The sequence below is a fragment of the Sporosarcina pasteurii genome (assembly GCF_041295575.1).
Classification (GTDB): domain Bacteria; phylum Bacillota; class Bacilli; order Bacillales_A; family Planococcaceae; genus Sporosarcina; species Sporosarcina pasteurii.
Genome location: NZ_CP160452.1, coordinates 1256741 through 1274484 on the forward strand (window position 1 = coordinate 1256741; position 17744 = coordinate 1274484).

At 38.2% G+C, this 17744-nt stretch carries 18 protein-coding genes and 1 pseudogene; 15 read left to right on the forward strand and 4 right to left on the reverse strand.

The features are described 5' to 3' along the window. The first annotated feature begins 67 nt into the window (after nucleotides 1-67). The 10 genes from AB1H92_RS05670 (at nucleotide 68) to AB1H92_RS05715 (ending at nucleotide 9833) form a co-directional block, all read left to right on the forward strand. The gene (locus AB1H92_RS05670; protein ID WP_115361634.1) at nucleotides 68-949 is read left to right on the forward strand and encodes an acetaldehyde dehydrogenase (acetylating); all 882 of its coding nucleotides are present in this window, start codon (nucleotides 68-70) and stop codon (nucleotides 947-949) included. Nucleotides 950-969: 20 nt separating this feature from the next. Further along, the gene (dmpG, locus tag AB1H92_RS05675; protein ID WP_115361632.1) at nucleotides 970-1995 is read left to right on the forward strand and encodes a 4-hydroxy-2-oxovalerate aldolase; all 1026 of its coding nucleotides are present in this window, start codon (nucleotides 970-972) and stop codon (nucleotides 1993-1995) included. A 16-nt stretch (nucleotides 1996-2011) separates the two neighbouring features. Next, a complete protein-coding gene (locus AB1H92_RS05680) occupies nucleotides 2012-2800 on the forward strand; it encodes a 2-keto-4-pentenoate hydratase (RefSeq protein ID WP_115361630.1) in 789 nt (262 codons plus the stop codon). 24 nt (nucleotides 2801-2824) lie between these two features. Further along, nucleotides 2825-3010, forward strand: a complete 186-nt coding sequence (locus tag AB1H92_RS05685; protein ID WP_115361628.1) for a 4-oxalocrotonate tautomerase — start codon at nucleotides 2825-2827, stop codon at nucleotides 3008-3010. A 118-nt stretch (nucleotides 3011-3128) separates the two neighbouring features. Then, complete coding sequence (locus AB1H92_RS05690; RefSeq protein WP_115361626.1) at nucleotides 3129-4133, forward strand: VOC family protein; 1005 nt, start codon at nucleotides 3129-3131, stop codon at nucleotides 4131-4133. 81 nt (nucleotides 4134-4214) lie between these two features. After that, nucleotides 4215-5237, forward strand: coding sequence for an amidohydrolase family protein (locus AB1H92_RS05695; protein WP_115361624.1), 1023 nt, complete (start codon nucleotides 4215-4217; stop codon nucleotides 5235-5237). A 79-nt stretch (nucleotides 5238-5316) separates the two neighbouring features. Then, on the forward strand, nucleotides 5317-6678 hold the full coding sequence (locus tag AB1H92_RS05700; protein ID WP_115361622.1) for an aromatic acid/H+ symport family MFS transporter: 1362 nt from the start codon (nucleotides 5317-5319) through the stop codon (nucleotides 6676-6678). A 119-nt stretch (nucleotides 6679-6797) separates the two neighbouring features. After that, nucleotides 6798-7811, forward strand: coding sequence for a TRAP transporter substrate-binding protein (locus AB1H92_RS05705; RefSeq protein ID WP_115361620.1), 1014 nt, complete (start codon nucleotides 6798-6800; stop codon nucleotides 7809-7811). Nucleotides 7812-8061: 250 nt separating this feature from the next. Further along, nucleotides 8062-8562 carry a TRAP transporter small permease gene (locus tag AB1H92_RS05710; RefSeq protein WP_115361618.1) on the forward strand — a complete coding sequence of 167 codons (501 nt, stop codon included), beginning with the start codon at nucleotides 8062-8064 and terminating at the stop codon, nucleotides 8560-8562. Continuing rightward, nucleotides 8559-9833 (forward strand): TRAP transporter large permease, encoded by a 1275-nt coding sequence (locus AB1H92_RS05715; protein WP_115361616.1) that lies wholly within the window; start codon nucleotides 8559-8561, stop codon nucleotides 9831-9833. Before AB1H92_RS05710 ends, AB1H92_RS05715 begins: the two co-directional genes overlap by 4 nt. Before the next feature lie 439 nt (nucleotides 9834-10272). On the opposite strand, the gene AB1H92_RS05720 is transcribed toward AB1H92_RS05715, so the two are convergent. Further along, complete coding sequence (locus AB1H92_RS05720; RefSeq protein ID WP_115361614.1) at nucleotides 10273-11145, reverse strand: LysR family transcriptional regulator; 873 nt, start codon at nucleotides 11143-11145, stop codon at nucleotides 10273-10275. Nucleotides 11146-11253: 108 nt separating this feature from the next. On the opposite strand from AB1H92_RS05720, the gene AB1H92_RS05725 reads away from it, so the two are divergent. Continuing rightward, nucleotides 11254-11949, forward strand: a complete 696-nt coding sequence (locus tag AB1H92_RS05725) for a CoA transferase subunit A (protein WP_370475441.1) — start codon at nucleotides 11254-11256, stop codon at nucleotides 11947-11949. Nucleotides 11950-11964: 15 nt separating this feature from the next. Beyond that, nucleotides 11965-12621 carry a 3-oxoacid CoA-transferase subunit B gene (locus tag AB1H92_RS05730; protein ID WP_115361613.1) on the forward strand — a complete coding sequence of 219 codons (657 nt, stop codon included), beginning with the start codon at nucleotides 11965-11967 and terminating at the stop codon, nucleotides 12619-12621. A gap of 111 nt (nucleotides 12622-12732) precedes the next feature. Here the strand turns inward: AB1H92_RS05730 and AB1H92_RS05735 are convergent, their stop codons facing one another. Further along, a complete protein-coding gene (locus AB1H92_RS05735) occupies nucleotides 12733-13401 on the reverse strand; it encodes a collagen-like protein (RefSeq protein ID WP_166739482.1) in 669 nt (222 codons plus the stop codon). Between the two features lie 86 nt (nucleotides 13402-13487). Continuing rightward, nucleotides 13488-14582: pseudogene (locus AB1H92_RS05740) on the reverse strand (glycosyltransferase). Between the two features lie 304 nt (nucleotides 14583-14886). Here AB1H92_RS05740 and AB1H92_RS05745 point away from each other — a divergent pair. From AB1H92_RS05745 to AB1H92_RS05755, 3 genes are all read left to right on the forward strand, one after another. Further along, entirely contained in the window at nucleotides 14887-15642 is a 756-nt protein-coding gene (locus AB1H92_RS05745; RefSeq protein WP_115361611.1) for a SurA N-terminal domain-containing protein, read from the forward strand. A gap of 191 nt (nucleotides 15643-15833) precedes the next feature. Further along, nucleotides 15834-16205 carry a VOC family protein gene (locus AB1H92_RS05750; RefSeq protein WP_115361609.1) on the forward strand — a complete coding sequence of 124 codons (372 nt, stop codon included), beginning with the start codon at nucleotides 15834-15836 and terminating at the stop codon, nucleotides 16203-16205. Between the two features lie 135 nt (nucleotides 16206-16340). After that, on the forward strand, nucleotides 16341-16994 hold the full coding sequence (locus AB1H92_RS05755) for a plasmid pRiA4b ORF-3 family protein (protein WP_115361607.1): 654 nt from the start codon (nucleotides 16341-16343) through the stop codon (nucleotides 16992-16994). Nucleotides 16995-17075: 81 nt separating this feature from the next. Here AB1H92_RS05755 and AB1H92_RS05760 read toward each other — a convergent pair whose 3' ends face one another. After that, a complete protein-coding gene (locus AB1H92_RS05760) occupies nucleotides 17076-17657 on the reverse strand; it encodes a protein-L-isoaspartate(D-aspartate) O-methyltransferase (RefSeq protein ID WP_115361605.1) in 582 nt (193 codons plus the stop codon). Between the last annotated feature and the right edge of the window lie 87 nt (nucleotides 17658-17744).

The following is a 17744-nucleotide window of genomic DNA, read 5'->3' on the forward strand; positions in this document are numbered from 1 at the left end:
ACATAAAAGTGTACAATCTCGTTTCCGAACAGAATGATGAAATTGATTCGATGAAAAGGGGAATTTCATGCGTAAATTAAAAGTGGCAATCTTAGGTTCCGGGAATATTGGAACGGATTTAATGATGAAGTTAAGCAGATCGACAGTGCTCGAATTAACGGCAGTTATTGGCATTGACCCTGAGTCAGATGGTTTGAAAAAAGCACAAGAGTTGGGGTATGTCGCCATTAATACTGGAATAGAAGGTTTTTTAGCAAGACCTAAGTTGGCGGATATCATTTTCGATGCGACATCTGCAAAAGCGCATATCCATCATGCAAAATTATTAAAGGAAGCAGGTAAGAAAGTGTTAGATTTAACACCTGCAGCTATAGGACCAATCGTCGTTCCACCTGTAAATATGCATGACCATTTAGATGCTGACAACATTAACTTAATAACTTGTGGAGGGCAAGCAACAATTCCTATCGTACATGCAATTCATCAAGTACAACCTGTTGATTATGCAGAAATTGTTGCAACGATTTCCAGTAAGAGTGCAGGCCCTGGTACGAGAGCTAATATTGATGAGTTTACAGAAACAACAGCGCGCGGAATTGAAGAAGTTGGCGGTGCAAAGGAAGGTAAAGCGATTATTATCTTAAACCCAGCGGAACCACCTATTTTAATGCGAGATACGATTCATGTTTCAGTAGAAGGTAAAGCGAAAAAAGAGGAAATCGTTGCATCGATTAAAGCGATGGAAAAAGAAGTTCAAGCGTATGTACCAGGTTATCGAATCCGACAAGAGCCAATTATTGACGGTTCATCTGTCACAGTATTTGTCGAAGTAGAAGGTGCAGGTGATTATTTGCCTGTTTATTCCGGCAACCTCGATATTATGACTGCGGCATCAGTCAAAGTGGCTGAAGAATGGGCGAAACATCAAGTTTCCAGTGTAGTTGGATGAAGAAGGAGTTGAACAACTAAATGGCAGAAAAGCGTGATGTACTTATTACAGAAGTGGCTTTAAGAGATGGAAGCCATGCGATCCGACATCAATTTACTGTAGAACAAGTGACCCAAGTAGCAAAAGCATTAGACGATGCGAACGTACCTTACATTGAAGTTTCTCATGGTGATGGGTTAGGCGGCTCATCCTTGCAATATGGCTTGTCCTTAACAGACGAGATGAAACTAATCGAAGCGGCGACTTCCGTTGTAGAACAAGCAAAAATAGCTGTTCTATTAATCCCGGGTATCGGCACGATGTCCCACTTAAAAGAAGCTGCAAAACTCGGTGCCAAAATGGTACGAGTCGCAACCCATGTTACAGAAGCCGATGTATCCGAGCAGCATATCGCATTAGCGAAAGAATTAGGTATGGAAACAATCGGATTTTTAATGATGTCCCATATGGCCAGTCCAGAGAAAATTGTTGAACAAGCAAAACTTATGGAAAGCTACGGGGCAGATGCGGTGTATGTCGTTGATTCAGCAGGAGCATTATTGCCGGAGCAAGTGAGAGACAGAATCCGCGCATTAAAAGCAAACTTATCGATTGATATCGGTTTTCATGCACATAACAACTTATCATTGGCGATGGCGAATACACTCGTTGCGATTGAAGAAGGCGCAAACCGAATCGATGGAAGTATCCGATGTTTAGGCGCAGGCGCTGGAAACACGCAAACAGAGGTAGCAGTTGCAGTACTGGATAAGATGAATATTCAAACAGGAATAGATGTTTACAAGATGATGGATATTGCAGAAGAATTAGTTGCACCAATTTTAGAAAAACCACAAGAAATTACGAGAGATGGCTTGGTATTAGGTTATGCAGGCGTCTATTCAAGTTTCTTGCTACATGCACAAAGAGCAGCCGAAAGGTTTGGCATTGATTCGCGGTCAATTTTAGTAGAACTTGGCAAACGTCAAGTCGTCGGTGGTCAAGAAGATATGATCATGGATGTGGCCGCAGAGCTCGCAAATCAAAAAGTCGAAATTGGTGTATAGAAGGGGGCAGTATTTAATGGAAGCAACATTTGCAAAAGAGATTGCACAATATTTAGTAGCTGGAGAAGTAGAAAAACGAGAAGTTACAAAAGTAACTGCAGAATTGAAGCCAGATTTAACAGTAGAAGAAGGGTATCTTGTCCAACAAGAACTCGTTGCAATGAAACTTGCGGAAGGACGTAAAATCGTTGGTCCGAAGATGGGATTGACAAGCCAAGCAAAAATGCAACAGATGGATGTAGATGAGCCAATTTATGGATACGTTTTCGACTATATGTTAATTGAGAACGGCGGAAAGGTTTCTTTAAGTGATTTAATTCATCCGAAAGTAGAAGCAGAAATTGCGTTTGTTATCGGCGAAGACATTGAAGGACCTGGTATTACAGGTGCACAAGTGCTCGCGAAAACGGAGTCAGTTTTGCCGGCACTGGAGATTATTGACAGCCGTTATGAAAACTTTAATTTCACATTACCCGACGTAGTAGCGGATAACGCTTCTACATCGAGAGTTGTATTTGGAACTACAATCAAAAGTCCAGAGCAATTTGAACTCGATTTAGTCGGAGCAACATTATCGATTAATGGAGAAATCAAAGAGCTTGGTGCAGGTGCAGCTGTTCTCGGTCACCCGGCTAATGCCATCGCAATGCTTGCGAATATGCTCGCGAAAAAAGGCGATAAAATCCGTAAAGGTGATGTCATTTTATCGGGTGCCTTAACGGGAGCGGTGTTACTTGAAGAAGGCGACGTCGTTAGCGGTAAGTTCGACGGACTTGGAGAAGTTTCATTTATAGTAACAGAATAAAAGTTTAAGAGAGGAAGAGTATACATGCCAATTATTCACGTCAATCTTCTCGAAGGAAGACCAAAAGAAAAAGTTGCTGAAGTGATTGAAAATGTAACAAAAGCAGTTTCAGAAACATTGGATTCACCTGTTGAAAACGTCCGAGTCATCGTCACAGAAGTAGCAAAAACCCATTGGGGCAAAGCAGGAGAACCTATTTCAAGGGAATGAAGAGGTTTGAATGATAGGGGTTATGCGTTAAATGTTTCGATTACTACAAACACGTTATCATAATAAATCATTTTTCTTTTAATAAGACAATTACATTATAGAATGGGAGAAATGTATCATGACTATCTCAAAAGAAAACATTGAAGAACAAGCACTGTTAAAAGAACTTGAAAAGTACACAACAAGTATCGCACACCTTGGACACGTTGAAATTGGTGTAACTAACTTAGAAAAATCAACTTGGTTTTTCACAGAAGTAATGGGGCTTTATATTTCAGATCAAGAAGATGACCGCGTCTACTTAAGGGCTTGGCAGGATTTTGATCACCATACACTTGTACTGAAGCAATCTGACACATCTGGTGTGAAACAAGTTGGTTGGCGTGTTGCTACGGAACAAGCATTAAAAGGCTTTGAAAAGCAATTAACAGATATGAACATTGACTTTAACTGGGTGGAAGCAGGTCAGAAAAAAGCAATAGGCGACTCAATTCAATTTAAATCGCCAGCAGGATTGCCAGTTGAACTATATTGGGAGAAAGAATTATATGTGAACAATGATCCAGCAATTGCATCAAAAATGCCAAGTCACCCAAGTAAGTATACGGGTAAAGGGGTCGCACCACGTCGTTTTGACCACGTAAACTTCATGGTGAATGATGTTGAAAAAGAACAACAATGGTGGAGTGACTTTTTAGGGATCCACCACCGCTACTATGTTAAAAACGAAGAGGATGTCCGTATTGGTTCTTGGTTAAGCCGTACGAACATTGCCCACGAAATTGCATTAATGCGTAATGCAAACCAGGACGGAGCACTTTTCCACCACTTAGCTTACTACTTAGATTCGCCGGATGAGCTAATTAGAGCTTGTAACTTAATGGCTGAAAATGATATTAAGATCGAGTGGGGACCGGGTAAACATGGTACAAGCGGTGCACAGTTCATTTACGTCATCGAGCCTTCTGGTAACCGTGTTGAAATTTGGACTGGTGGACTATTAATCTTCGCACCAGATTGGGAGCCGATTAAGTGGAGTCCAGAAGTTGGTTTACTAGGTCTTGACCTATGGGGTAGTGTCGCACCAGAAAGTTACTTTACGTACGGCACTAAATTGCTGTAATTAAATATTAACATATATAAAGAACGAGGTAGATAGAAATGATCTGTCTACCTCATTCAGTATTTAAAGGAGATGGGTGTTATGTCAGAAAAAATATTGCGTGTTGATTTTCATACGCATATCATTTCAGAAGATTTTCCGGATCTTGCTGCCAAATACGGAGACGAACGCTTTCCAGTTTTAGACCGGACATGCGATTGCGGTGCGGAAATTATGATTAAAGGAAAGTCTTTCCGGAAAATAACAGACCAGGCTTGGGATATAAAAAAACGCCTTGAAGACATGGATAAGGAAGGTATCGATATTCAAGTCTTATCGCCGATTCCGGTGACATTATCTTATTGGGCCGAGCCGGAAGCAGGATTGGAGCTTTCAAAGTCGCAAAATGATTTTATTGCTTCAATTGTGAAAGAGTGTCCAGAGCGATTTATCGGGTTAGGGACGGTTCCTTTGCAAGATGTGGAACTTGCTATTCTTGAAATGGACCGTGCGATTCATGAATTAGGTTTGAAAGGCCTTCAAATTGGCTCCAACGTAAATGGCCTAAACTTGGATGATCCTTCTTTAGAATCTTTTTTCGCAGCAGCGGAAAAGTGGAATATACCGCTTTTCGTACATCCATGGGCCACATTGGGTGGGGAAAGAATGCCAAGACATAACTTTATGTATATGGTTGGGATGCCGTCAGAAACTGCACTTGCAGCGGGCAGTATCATTATGAGTGGATTACTTGATAAGTATCCGTCGCTTAAAATATGTTTTGCACACGGCGGAGGTGCTTTGCCGTATTTATTGCCAAGAATGGATAAAGGTTGGGAAGTTTGGCCTGAGATTAGAAAGACTGAACATCCACCAAGCCATTATGCGAAAAAACTTTATTATGATTCTCTTGTCTATGATCCGGTGAATCTTCAATATATGATTGATCGTTTTGGACCTGAGCAGATCATTGCTGGTTCGGACTATCCGTTTTTATTACGCGAAGCGCCTTCTGGTAAGGTAGTTGATAATTTAATGACATTGTCTGAAGAAGAAGCACGTTTAATACATGGTGAAAATGCATTGAAATTTTTAGGATTGCGTGAAATGGCTACCTCTAAGTGAATACTTGATGAGCAATCGAGTGATTAAATACTGTATATTCGTACTGATTTAATTCGTATGGATAAGGGGAGGAAATAATTTGAATTCGATTCATGTTGCCCGCACGGTTGACGAATCAAAATTTAACCGCTTTCACGGATTATTAGTATTTTGGTGTGCATTCATCATAGTTTTTGATGGATATGATTTAATCGTTTATGGATCAGTTGTTTCTACATTAATGGAAGAATGGTCCTTAACATCAGTACAAGCAGGTACGATAGGAAGCTATGCGTTAATAGGTATGATGTTTGGCGCTTTTATATTTGCGCCCCTCGCCGATCGATTTGGCCGGAAACATATCATTATTTTCTGTGTAGTTCTTTTTAGTTTATTTACAGGTTTAATCGCATTTTCGAATGGACCTACTGAGTTTGGCATATATCGCTTCATTGCCGGTCTCGGTTTAGGCGGGGCATTTCCAGTTACAGTGGCATTGGTAACCGAATACGCACCCAAAGTGATGAGAAATCGATTAGTGACGCTTATGTTATGTGGATATGGAATTGGCGGGATTTTAGCATCGGGATTAGCCATTTATTTAATTCCTGCCGCAGGTTGGAAAGCGATGTTTTTAGTCGGTGCAATTCCATTATTAGCTGTTCCTTTTCTTTACAGACATCTTCCCGAATCACTTGGGTTTCTAATGGCTCAAAAGAAGGAGAAAGAAATCGGTCAAGTACTGGCAAGAATTAATCCTTCCTATCGCCCAAGTGATGAGGATGTATATGATATTTCCATACCTTCTAAAAAAGGAATACCTGTCACAAAGTTATTTGAAAGTGGACGAACGATTAGTACTTTATTGTTCTGGTTCAATTTTTTCTTATGTTTATTAATTACTTACGGTTTAGGTACGTGGTTGCCCAAGTTAATGTCTGAAGCTGGGTATGCCTTTGGGTCAAGTTTGATGTTTCTCTTAGTGCTTAACCTAGGTGGAATTATAGGTTCACTTACTGGTGGTTGGTGGGCAGACCATTGGAGTACGAAAAACGTGTTAACTCTATTTTTCACCTTAAATGCTATATCTCTAACCGTGATGGGCCTGCAACCAAATGTTGTAATACTTTATATTTTGGTTGCAATTGCAGGTGCAACATCTATTGGATCACAAATTATTTTATATTCTTTTGCCTCTCAATTTTATCCAACTGAAGTTCGTTCTACGGGAGTAGGATGGTCATCAGGGGTAGGAAGAATTGGCGGTATTATCGGTCCAGTAGTGGGCGGGGCGCTGTTGGCGCTTAACCTGCCGTTCCAACAAAATTTTATGCTTTTAGCTGTGCCGGGTGTACTTGCAGCTATTGCTGTTGCCTTTATTCGGGAAAAGGGTCATGCTAAGCAACGAGCTTCAGTTAAACCGAATTTAGTAAAGGCTACTAGCAACTTAATAGATAAATAACTGAAATATCCCGGAATTTGATATTTCAGTTAATCCGAAAAGCTTATTAAACATAAGCTTTTTGGACTTTTATTGGTGTTATACCTAATTAGAAGTCAATCAACAAGGGGGACTATTAAATGCAAAAAATAAAAGCTTATCTCATCGTTACAGTGATGATGTTACTGCTACTTTCCGCTTGTTCTCCAGATGACTTAACGAAAGCAGAAAGCTCTGGAGACGGCAAAACCTATAATTTTAAAATGACACATGTCACACAAAACACGCATATTTGGCAGGGGTTTGCAGAGTTCCTTGCTAAAGAGTTAGATGAGCGATCAGACGGCCGCATGAATTTGGAAATATATCCTGGGGGACAATTGGGGCCGGAACCTGATATTGTTCAGCAGCTAGAAAATGGATCGATAGACTTTGCGCTACTTACAGTTCCGTATTTAAGCTCTCGAATTCCAGAGTTAGATGCATGGAATATGCCATTTCTATTTGATAGTCTTGAGGATGCATTAGAAGCGCAGGACTCAGATTCTGCCCAGGAAATGTTGGATTTGTTAAGTGAACAAGGATTAAATGGTATGGGATATATGCATACAGGACTACACCATTTGGTTTTAAAAAATGATGAAATCCAAACTGCAAGTGATGTCAAAGGCAAAAAACTTCGATTCACTGGAGGACCTTCTGTACTTGATTATTGGGAAGGTCTAGGGGCTAGTCCAATTGCAATGGGATTAACAGAAGTCTATTCTGCCCTCCAAACCGGAGTTATCGAAGGAACTTCAATTGACAGTAATGCATTATTATCTGAAAAGTATTATGAAATTTCGGATAACTATGTGTTAACGGGTCATATGGCTTTCGGAGGAATATTTACTTCAAGTAAACTAAATTACGAAAACATTCCTGAAGAAGATCAAAAGATCGTAAATGAAGCTGTTAATGCTGCAATTGAGTGGGGTAAAGTTGAACATCTAAAAAGGGAAAGTGAGAATCTTATAGAATTGGAAGAATATTTACCGGTTTTAGAGTTGGAAGATAAGGAAAGTTTTATAACTGAAGCAGAAAAAATATATGAAAAGTATTCTTCCGACAATGAATTAATTAAACGTTTTATCAAGGAAAATAATAAAAAATAATATTTTTGGATAATTAGAGCCCTCACTATTTGAGGGCTCTAGAGAATATTAAGTGGACTACAAAAATATATAAGAGTATATGCCAATAGAGGAATGATTAAGTTGGATTCAATGAAAATAAATCCCTTAGAAGGCTTAATCAGAACTGTAACTTACATAACCAAATTTGAAATCGTTTTTGAAAGGGAACATCCGCCGACTATTTAATACGATTATAGTCAAATTGGTTATTTATTAAGGAGTTGATGACTTGAGCCTATTTAAAATTGTGAGTGACTCCCTGTTCAAACTAGAGAAAGTAATCGTTATAATTCTACTGCCCATTTTATTATTTTCATTATTTGCAGATGTTTTATTTCGATATGCTTTAAACTCTCCTTTATTGTGGGCGCAGGAAATTTCTTTGTTTACTTTTATCTTTGCAAGCTTTATAGGTGCGAGTATGAGTGTGAAAGTTAAAGAAGCGGTTGCGGTAACAATTCTGGTTGACAGAATACCTGTATCACTACGCAACATCTTGATAATAACTGGATTATTGACTTCGTTATTATTTACGTTATTGCTAGTGTATTTGTCGATTAAATGGATTTCCAATCCAACCATTTTATATCAAAAATCAGTAACAACCCAGATTCCTATGATTATTCCTTATCTTTCAATTCCAATTGGAATGTTTTTCATGGTAATTCATTTTGTTCATTTATTTATGGACTCATTACGTCAAGCAAAAGAAAAGAAGGTGATAGAATGATTATTTCACTAGTACTTTTTCTTCTTTTCCTGTTATTGAGAATCCCGATAGCAATCGTATTAGGAATAACAAGTGTAATCCTGTTATTTTTTGCAGGGAATCTTGGGTTGATTATTAATTCCCCACAACGTTTGTTTTCCGCCCTTGAAAGTTATAGTTTATTAGCAATTCCTTTGTTCATGTTAGCTGGAGAAATTATGAATGCTGGCGGGATTACCATTAGACTGGTTAATTTCGCCCAAAAATTTGTTGGCCATTTCCGTGGAGGACTCGCCTATGTCAACATTGTCGCAAATACATTTCTCGCGGCAATTATCGGGTCAGCAGCAGCGCAAATAGCCATGATGAGTAAAATTATGATTCCAGCCATGGAAAAGGAGGGGTACAGGAGAGAGTTTGGGGCAGCGACTACGGCTGCGTCTGGAATGTTAGGCCCGATTATTCCACCAAGCATGTTATTTATCATTTATGGTGCTAGTGCTGGTATATCAATTGGAGATATGTTTTTAGCAGGGATTATTCCTGGTATTCTTTTAGCAATATCATTTGTTTTATTGGTCGCTTATATAGGTTATAAAGAAGAATTCAAGAAGGCGGAAAAAATCCCTTGGAAAGAGAGGGGAAAATCATTAATTCAAATATTGCCTGCGTTGTCTGTTCCAGGAATACTTATTTGGGGGATTGTAACAGGCGTCTTCACACCTACAGAGTCTGCGGGAATCGCCTGTGTTATCGCTTTAATCATTAGCCTCTTTTTTTATAAAGATTTAAAATTAAAAGAGCTTCCAGGTATTTTTGTTAATACAGCAATAACTACTTCAATTGTAACTTTATTAATTGCAATGGCAAGTTTATTTGGATGGTCGATGACATTTGAGCGCATTCCACAAATGATTGCAGAATGGTTGACGACAGTGACAACAAATCCAGTGATTTTCCTGCTTCTTATTAACGTGTTGTTCATATTGTTGGGAATGTTTATTGAAGGAATTGCCTTAATCATTATCTTAACACCTATTTTTATCCCTATTTTACCTGTATTCGGCATAGATCCTATTCATTTTGGGGTTATTATCTGCTTAAACGTTGTAATAGGGATTTTAACACCTCCTGTAGGGTCAGGTTTATTCTTAACGACTTCTATAGGTAAGGTGAAATTGGAGGACTTTATCAAAGCTGTATTACCGTTCGTAGCTGTCTCTATTTTCGTATTATTATTGATAACTTTTATACCAGAGCTAGTGTTGTGGATACCTTCCCTAGTTAATTGACTAAAAAATACTTGAGAGAACAGACAGTAAGACATGAAACAGATTCACTATGTTTTATTTTATCACTTCGATAGAATGTGTTTCGTTGATTGGAGTGTAGGTGCTGACTCCTGTGGGATTAGCGAAAGCTGTAACGAAGAACCACTTTTGCGAGTACAAGCGAAGCGTTATGAGCAAGAATATAACTGGGCGCCTTTAATTTCTACAAAACCCATAGAAATACGACCAATTTCAATCTTCGTCTTGCGATTGACTCGAGTATTTGCTTCCTTAAGCTGGCGTGCGCCCGGAACGGAAGTCAATAGTTTTACCAATCCCTATTAAAGCGGACTTTAGTGACCTCATTGAAATGATGGAGTCACTTTTTTTGAGCGCTTTTATAACTCCATCGTGTCTGTGGTGAAGTGTTATATATTAATCATTCAAATTAATTAACAATCTACTGCTGAAACATTTCAATAAATTTTTTCAATGCAAATGAATCGTACGTATCTTTTTTTGTAATAATTCCTAGTTTCCATTTTAATGCAGGTGTTTGGAGTGGAATCATTTTGATATTTGGATTACTTTGTTTTTCAAAAATCGATTTTGGCAACAATGTAATTCCAAGTTTCGATGCGATCAGTTCAACAATTAAATCCCATTGTGAACTTTCATAAGAAATCGTTGGATTGAATCCGGCATCCTTGCAAGCACTAATAATGTAATTATGTAAAGCAAAACTTTGATCAAAAAGAATAAACTTCTCATTTTTTAATTCCGACAGAGCAACCTTTCTTTGTTTCGCGAGGTGATGATCACGATGTACAAATAAGACGAAGTTGTCTTCGATAAATGGTTGTATATTGAATATTGTCTCATTTGTTGGCAATACAATAAGCCCGGCATCAATTTGACCTTCTTCCACAAGTTCTTCCACGACTTTTGCACCGAGTTCAAACAGTTTAATTTTTACGTTGGGATACCGTTCATGGTACTTTCTTGCAATATCTGGGAAAAACAACGTGCCAATTAATGGCGGCATACCGAGTTTAATATTTCCTGCATTTGCATTCATTAATTCTTGCAATAAATTCTCTATCTCATTTAATGAAGAAAGTGCTTGTTTCCCTTGTTTATAAACGATTTCACCAGCATCCGTTAAGCTGAGGTGTCTTGTAGAACGATTGAAAAGCAGGACACCTAAATCTTGTTCTAGTTTTTTTACTGCTTTACTTAAAGTAGGCTGAGAAATATAAGTGTACTCTGCTGCTTTTGTGAAACTTAAATGACTGGCAACTGCGATAAACGCTCTAATATCTTTAAATTCCATGCACACAAAACCTTTCATTTATTCCGAATTTGAATAGTACTCATTTTATATATGCATTTTACTAATAAATATATAATCTGTAAACTATTCACTATGGAGGGGATAGTGATGAGTAAAGTATATAAGTCATTTGTGGAAGCGGTTTCCGACATCGAGGATGGTAATACGCTCATTGTTGGAGGATTTGGACTTTCAGGAATACCAGAGAAATCGATTGAAGCACTACGCGAACAAGGAACGAAAGAATTAACCGTCGTTAGTAATAATTGCGGAGTCGATGATGGTGGGCTAGGGATTCTACTTGCGAATAAACAAATTAAAAAAATGATTTCCTCTTATGTTGGGGAAAATAAAATATTTGAACAACAATATTTAAGCGGTGAATTGGAAGTTGAATTAACACCACAAGGCACGCTTGCGGAGAGAATTCGAGCGGGTGGTGCAGGTATTCCAGGATTTTACACAGCGACTGGTGTTGGCACACCAATTGCTGAAGGAAAAGAAACGAAAGACTTTAACGGGAAAACCTATTTGCTTGAAGAAGGAATTGTAGGGGATTTTGCACTTGTGAAAGCGTGGAAAGCTGACACGCTTGGGAATCTCGTTTATCGCAAAACGGCAAGAAACTTTAATCCGCTTGCTGCGATGGCTGGGAAAATAACGATTGCTGAAGTGGAAGAAATTGTAGAAGCAGGAGAATTAGATCCGAATGAAATTCACACACCAGGAATTTACGTACAACGCGTCTTGCAAGGAACAAATTACGAAAAGAGAATTGAGCGTTTAACGGTTGCGAAAGCTTAAAAAGGAGAGATGAACATGAGTAATATGCGTACATTGATTGTAAAACGAGCCGTGAAGGAAATCGAAGACGGCATGAATGTGAACCTAGGAATTGGGATGCCTACGCTAGTTGCGAATGAAATCCCTTCTGACTTTAATGTCTTGCTTCAATCTGAAAACGGTTTGCTTGGCATTGGACCATTTCCGGTAGAAGGGGAAGAAGATCCGGATTTAATTAACGCTGGAAAAGAAACAATTACGACTGTGCCCGGCGCTTCCTTTTTCGATAGTGCAGAATCGTTTGCAATGATTCGCGGAGGTCATATTGATTTGGCGATTCTTGGTGCAATGGAAGTTGCGGAAAATGGAGACCTTGCCAATTGGATGATCCCTGGTAAAATGGTGAAAGGGATGGGCGGCGCGATGGACCTTGTCACTGGGGCAAAAAGTGTTGTTATTATTATGGAGCACGTGAATAAATACGGTGAGTCAAAAGTGAAGAAAACATGTTCATTGCCAATCACAGGGCAAGGTGTAGTGAGCCGATTGATTACAGATTTGGCGGTGTTTGATTTTACTGAAACGGGTATGGAATTAATCGAAACAATGCCAGGTGTTTCTATCGAGGAGGTCAAATCTAAAACAGAAGCGTCGTTTACTGTCGCTCCACATCTTATAGAAGCTAGCAAATAGCCATACAATTAATGAAGAACCTCTTCCACTTTAAAAATAGCATGTTTTGTTTTAAGTGAGGGAGGTTCTTTTAGGTGATAAATTTGCCCGCTAAAATAAATTTATTTTAGGTCAATCCGCTAGTTTTTTAATAACGATTGAAGCGGAAATTCCTGGTTGCGTACCGCCTGCACTTGGTACAACGTCGACATGATTCGGTGTAGACGTATGGTTCCGCAATGTAAGTACATCCCCTTGATTAACGCGTACAATGAGAATCCCGACTGTTTGTGAATTGCCGCTATCATTTCCGTAAGTGGACGAAGGAAGTGGTGTGTTATTTAGGAAGAGTGTCCATTGATTACCTTGTCTCGAATAGACGGTATAGTTGAATTCATATATCCCGCCTGTATTGAATGTAATCGTACTGGAATCCGGTTGATGGGTTATTCCTGAAGTTATTGGGCCATTGTTCGTAAATCGAATCTCTTGCTCGTGAAGGACTCGTTGACTATCTAGTTTATAAATATACGCATATTGGGAAATACCTCCTGCTTTTCCTGCTGCACCCGTCGCTCCAGTCGCCCCGGTGTCACCAGTAGCCCCCTTCGCACCAGTCGCTCCAGTCGGGCCAGTCGCCCCAAGATATCCTCTAGGTCCTCTTGGTCCAGTCGGGCCAGTAGCGCCTGTTGCTCCACTTTCTCCTTCTAATCCTCTTGGTCCTCTTCTACCTTTTTTGCAATTACATGGGTCTTTTTTACAGACACCACATCTCCAATTTAAGTGGTTGTTAGAGCCCATTTAATCACCTCCTTACTCTAACATCCTATTCGAATAAAAAAGGATTTGCCATTCTAGATAAAAGAGGCGGTTAATCTGTCGGTCTTCTATACATTTTCTGCGTTACGACCTTTGTTCTCTAGAAAACGATCAAAATATTCTTTGTTCTCCAGAATGATAGGGTCTTTCGGTTTGTACTTACGTGCGCATTCATTATGGTCATATGCTTTGTGAAATTGTTTAAAGCGGTCGTATAGGACACAAAGTTGTAGATGAGGTAACCAAGTAGAAAATGACGTGTTTTGAAAGCTCATCAAGTCATTGTTTTTGTATTGAAGTGCCTGCTTATACCAATAGATGGCTTCATGATTTTTATGCTTTTCCATAAAATAATATCCGAGGATGCAACACGCTTCTGGGCGGGGAGTGTCATATGTGAAAGTGCTTAAAGTAGCAGCAATCATTTTTTCTTTTTGATTTAATTGGGCATAGCAGTCTGCAAGTTTTAAACAAGCTCTAATATTGTCTTCAATCCATCCCAAATTAGAAGCTAGAAATGCTTCGTAATAATGAATGGCATCTTCAAATTTACAATGGTCCACTAGTTCGTTAGCGTAATAAAATATATCGCGCGATGACAATATTTCTCCTGCATTGATACGTTTTTGATAAATATTTAAGTTTCGTTGGCGATCATGACTAACTGGTAGGTGGGAAACGGCAATATCATTGTCGTATAAAATCCCACTCACAGCAAGGTATTCATGTACCGCCCCAATCCATTTGAAGTTTTTATCATTTTTTACAAGTCGGTATCTTCTTAAAAGGGAAGTGACGTTTCCATCGTCATCAAAACTTAAATGATAAATCATTGAAACGGCATCGATTTCGGTTTGTAAGGTTTGTTTTAAAACCTTTAGTTTTTCCTGATTCTTCTTTGTGAGCACATCATCTGCATCTAACCAAAGAATGTATTGCTTAGTGGCTTTTTGAAATGAAATATTCCGAGCTGCAGAAAAGTCTTCAATCCATTTAAAGTCATAAATACGTTTCGTATATTTTTGAGCAACTTCTTTCGTTTTATCTGTAGAACCTGTATCAATAATATTAATCTCGTCTACTAATTAGTGAACAGAGTCTAAACATCTTCCAATGACTCTCTCCTCATTTTTTACAATCATACATAAACTGATTGTGATCATTACATTTTATCCCTCCTAACTATTCTACTATCTATAACTATGCTTATTCTTAGTTGAAATCAAATGCATTAAATTAAACGATCATCACATTTCATACCTTTTAAGGAATCAAGATTTGTAACACGATTGAAATATTAGCTTAAGAATTGCGTTAAATTAACATTGTTAAAACTTTGTAAATGACAGTTAGGTAACAATTAGATGACATCCTGAAATAATGGTTTTACGTTCGATTAAATCTCAATAAGATGCACTATACGAATTAGAAATTAGCAAACACAGATCTGAAAGGGGCTTAAACAACGTGAAATTCAAAAAGTATCTATTCTTGTTCATAGCAGTGATGATGGCGATGACTTTAGTGGCTTATAGTAAAGTAGGGAACGCAGGACCAAGCGAAGAATCCGATAATTCAGAGGTAGTTCAGGTAGAAGTTGCGGATGACGAGGAACAACAGTCGAAAGAAGAGGCCCAAGAAGTGGATGAGCGTGCAATTGTTGCAAAAGTGAATGACGAGGAAGTTAAAGGTAAGAAATATAATGCCGTATTAAGGTCCATTCATAGCCAAATAGAACAGAAAGGAGAAGCATCTGCCCAAGAATCAGGTCAGGAATTAAAGAAGCAAGCACTTGAAACAATTGTGCATCAAACATTGTTACTTCAACAAGCAAAAGAAGCAGAAATTAAAGTATCCGCAGCAGAGATTGAAGAAGGTTATGCATTGTTTGCTAAACAGTTTGCAGATGAAAAAGAGATGTTGAAAGAATTTGAAGATAAAAATGTAGATGAAGAAACAATTAAAGAGCAAATTGCTGAATCTATTATGTTTAAAAAATATCAAGATAAAGTAGTGTCTACAAAAGAAATCACTGACAAAGAAATCCAAGACTACTATCATCAGCTTGTCGTAGAAGCGAAAGACCAGGGAAAAATAATACAGCCATTGGAAGAGGTGAAGAAAGAAATCCGTGAGTTGATTGAACAAGAACAACAATATAAACAGTTAGTTGCTCATATTGAAAAGTTAAAAAAATCAGCGAAGATCGAAGTCAATATATAAAAGGCAGGATCTATGCTAGTGAAGCATGTTAGTGTTTTCAGAATTTCACCTTCAATACATCAAAAGAGGAAGATATAAATTTGAGTGGTCATTTATCTGTAGTTATCAACTCAAAGGTGCATGATTACTTCAGTGGTGTATAATTAATTTATGCTGAAAATTTAGTGAATAAATGTTGAAAAGGAGGAAATATGAAACTAGGTGCTTTCTCAATAAGTCTAAGTGTTAAAAACATTTACAAATCAAAATCCTTCTATGAAAAACTGGGATTTGAAACATTGGGTGGGGATATTACTCAAAATTGGCTCATTATGAAAAATGAAAATTGCATCATTGGCCTTTTCCAAGGAATGTTTGAAAAAAACATGTTAACATTTAATCCCGGTTGGAACGAAAACGCGGAGAATCTCGATTCATTTACAGATATTCGAGACCTTCAAAAGCAGCTAAAGGCTGAAGGCATTCAAATGTTGATGGAGGCAGATGAATCAAGCGAAGGGCCGGCAAGTTTTACAATGGAAGATCCAGATGGTAACCCAATCTTAATCGATCAACATAGATGAATTCAATAATGTGTAATGGTCTTTAATTCTATTTCGGCTTATAAAAAATAACCCGTCTGTACGTATTAGGCGGGTTTTTTTAATGCTTCGTTAAACGCATCGATTTGAGAATAAATCTGAAAGTAGGAGGAACTTTTGAAAGCTTATATTGTCAAGATGTCATTCGAAAATATTACACCGCTTGTTTGGCGACGCGTTATTTTACCAGCGGGCGCTACATTTCACCGGTTGCATCAAACCGTTCAATTCGTTACAAATTTTCAAAGTTATTTCGAACCATACCATTCCTTTAGCGTGGATATAGAGGATAATTTCATTACGAACAATATGATGTTGTTGGAAGAATACAAGGGAAGAAAGTATGTTGGAAAAAAAGTTAAGTCACCAACCCATATTAAAATCGATCAATATATTGAAATAGATGGCGGATTGATTTATACGTATGACTTCGGGGATGACTGGAGGATTCGAATTGTACTTGAAGAAGTTGTGGAAGATTATTATTTCGGATATCCGACAGTACTTGATGGGGAAGGTACTGCGCCTCCGGAAGATGTTGGCGGTCCGCCTGGTTATGAAGAGTTTTTAAAGATTTATCACGATCCCGAGCATCCAGAGTACTCATCAATACGGATGTGGGCAGAGAAACAATTTTATAGGCCGTTTAACATTAACCAATTAAACGATGGATTAAAAAATGTAGCTTACAAAAAGACTGAATGGCAACATATTCATCATGAAAATTATCGTGTAATTACAGATAAATACCGTGGTGCTCAAAATATCTGAAAAATAGTAAATGATTTTTAGTTTTCATTATAGAAAAGAAACGCATAACCTTCTTGGTTGTGCGTTTCGTATTTCCAATACTTATTCATATTTTCCTTTCAACGGAACAAACCTTACATGGTCCAACACTTCTTGATAAATCTTCCCATATTCATCTTTTTCTATGAGTAACAGTTTCTGAAGAACAGGCGTCCCTACTGGAATAATCATTTTCCCACTAAGGGCTAGCTGCTCTAATAATTCACGTGGAATTTCACTAGTGGCAGCAGTTACCATGATACGATCATAAGGCGCATGTTCAATCCATCCCATGCTTCCGTCATCAAATTTAAAATGAATGTTTGAAAACCCAATCTCTTTTAGCCTTTCTTTGGCCTGTTCATATAAAGGTTTAATTCGTTCTATTGTATAAACTGATTCAGAAAAAGCCGCAAGAAGGGCAGTTTGATAACCTGAACCCGTTCCAAGTTCTAACACTTTTGAATGAGGCTGCAAATCGAGTGAGAGTGTCATATTGAGCACAAGTGAAGGCTGGGAAATCGTTTGTTCATGTCCAATTGGAACCGCTTCGTCCATATGGGCAAATTCCTTAAGCGAATCCATGAAAAAGCTGCGGTCTAACTTTTTGAAATAGGTAATCATTTTTTCGTTTTGATTGGTCATTATTGTAACTCCTTTTATGCAATAGCATTTATTACTCCCAAAACAATCGATCTGCTATTTTCCCTAGGAAGCCATAAGGGAATTGAA

What these genes read in the sequence shown, in the direction of transcription:
- AB1H92_RS05725 (WP_370475441.1), top strand. Translation starts at nt 11,254, where the DNA reads ATGAGTAAAGTATATAAGTCATTTGTGGAAGCGGTTTCCGACATCGAG.
- AB1H92_RS05760 (WP_115361605.1), bottom strand. Translation starts at nt 17,657, where the DNA reads ATGACCAATCAAAACGAAAAAATGATTACCTATTTCAAAAAGTTAGAC.
- AB1H92_RS05705 (WP_115361620.1), top strand. Translation starts at nt 6,798, where the DNA reads ATGCAAAAAATAAAAGCTTATCTCATCGTTACAGTGATGATGTTACTG.
- AB1H92_RS05695 (WP_115361624.1), top strand. Translation starts at nt 4,215, where the DNA reads ATGTCAGAAAAAATATTGCGTGTTGATTTTCATACGCATATCATTTCA.
- dmpG (WP_115361632.1), top strand. Translation starts at nt 970, where the DNA reads ATGGCAGAAAAGCGTGATGTACTTATTACAGAAGTGGCTTTAAGAGAT.
- AB1H92_RS05680 (WP_115361630.1), top strand. Translation starts at nt 2,012, where the DNA reads ATGGAAGCAACATTTGCAAAAGAGATTGCACAATATTTAGTAGCTGGA.
- AB1H92_RS05685 (WP_115361628.1), top strand. Translation starts at nt 2,825, where the DNA reads ATGCCAATTATTCACGTCAATCTTCTCGAAGGAAGACCAAAAGAAAAA.
- AB1H92_RS05720 (WP_115361614.1), bottom strand. Translation starts at nt 11,145, where the DNA reads ATGGAATTTAAAGATATTAGAGCGTTTATCGCAGTTGCCAGTCATTTA.
- AB1H92_RS05750 (WP_115361609.1), top strand. Translation starts at nt 15,834, where the DNA reads ATGAAACTAGGTGCTTTCTCAATAAGTCTAAGTGTTAAAAACATTTAC.
- AB1H92_RS05730 (WP_115361613.1), top strand. Translation starts at nt 11,965, where the DNA reads ATGAGTAATATGCGTACATTGATTGTAAAACGAGCCGTGAAGGAAATC.
- AB1H92_RS05670 (WP_115361634.1), top strand. Translation starts at nt 68, where the DNA reads ATGCGTAAATTAAAAGTGGCAATCTTAGGTTCCGGGAATATTGGAACG.
- AB1H92_RS05690 (WP_115361626.1), top strand. Translation starts at nt 3,129, where the DNA reads ATGACTATCTCAAAAGAAAACATTGAAGAACAAGCACTGTTAAAAGAA.
- AB1H92_RS05715 (WP_115361616.1), top strand. Translation starts at nt 8,559, where the DNA reads ATGATTATTTCACTAGTACTTTTTCTTCTTTTCCTGTTATTGAGAATC.
- AB1H92_RS05735 (WP_166739482.1), bottom strand. Translation starts at nt 13,401, where the DNA reads ATGGGCTCTAACAACCACTTAAATTGGAGATGTGGTGTCTGTAAAAAA.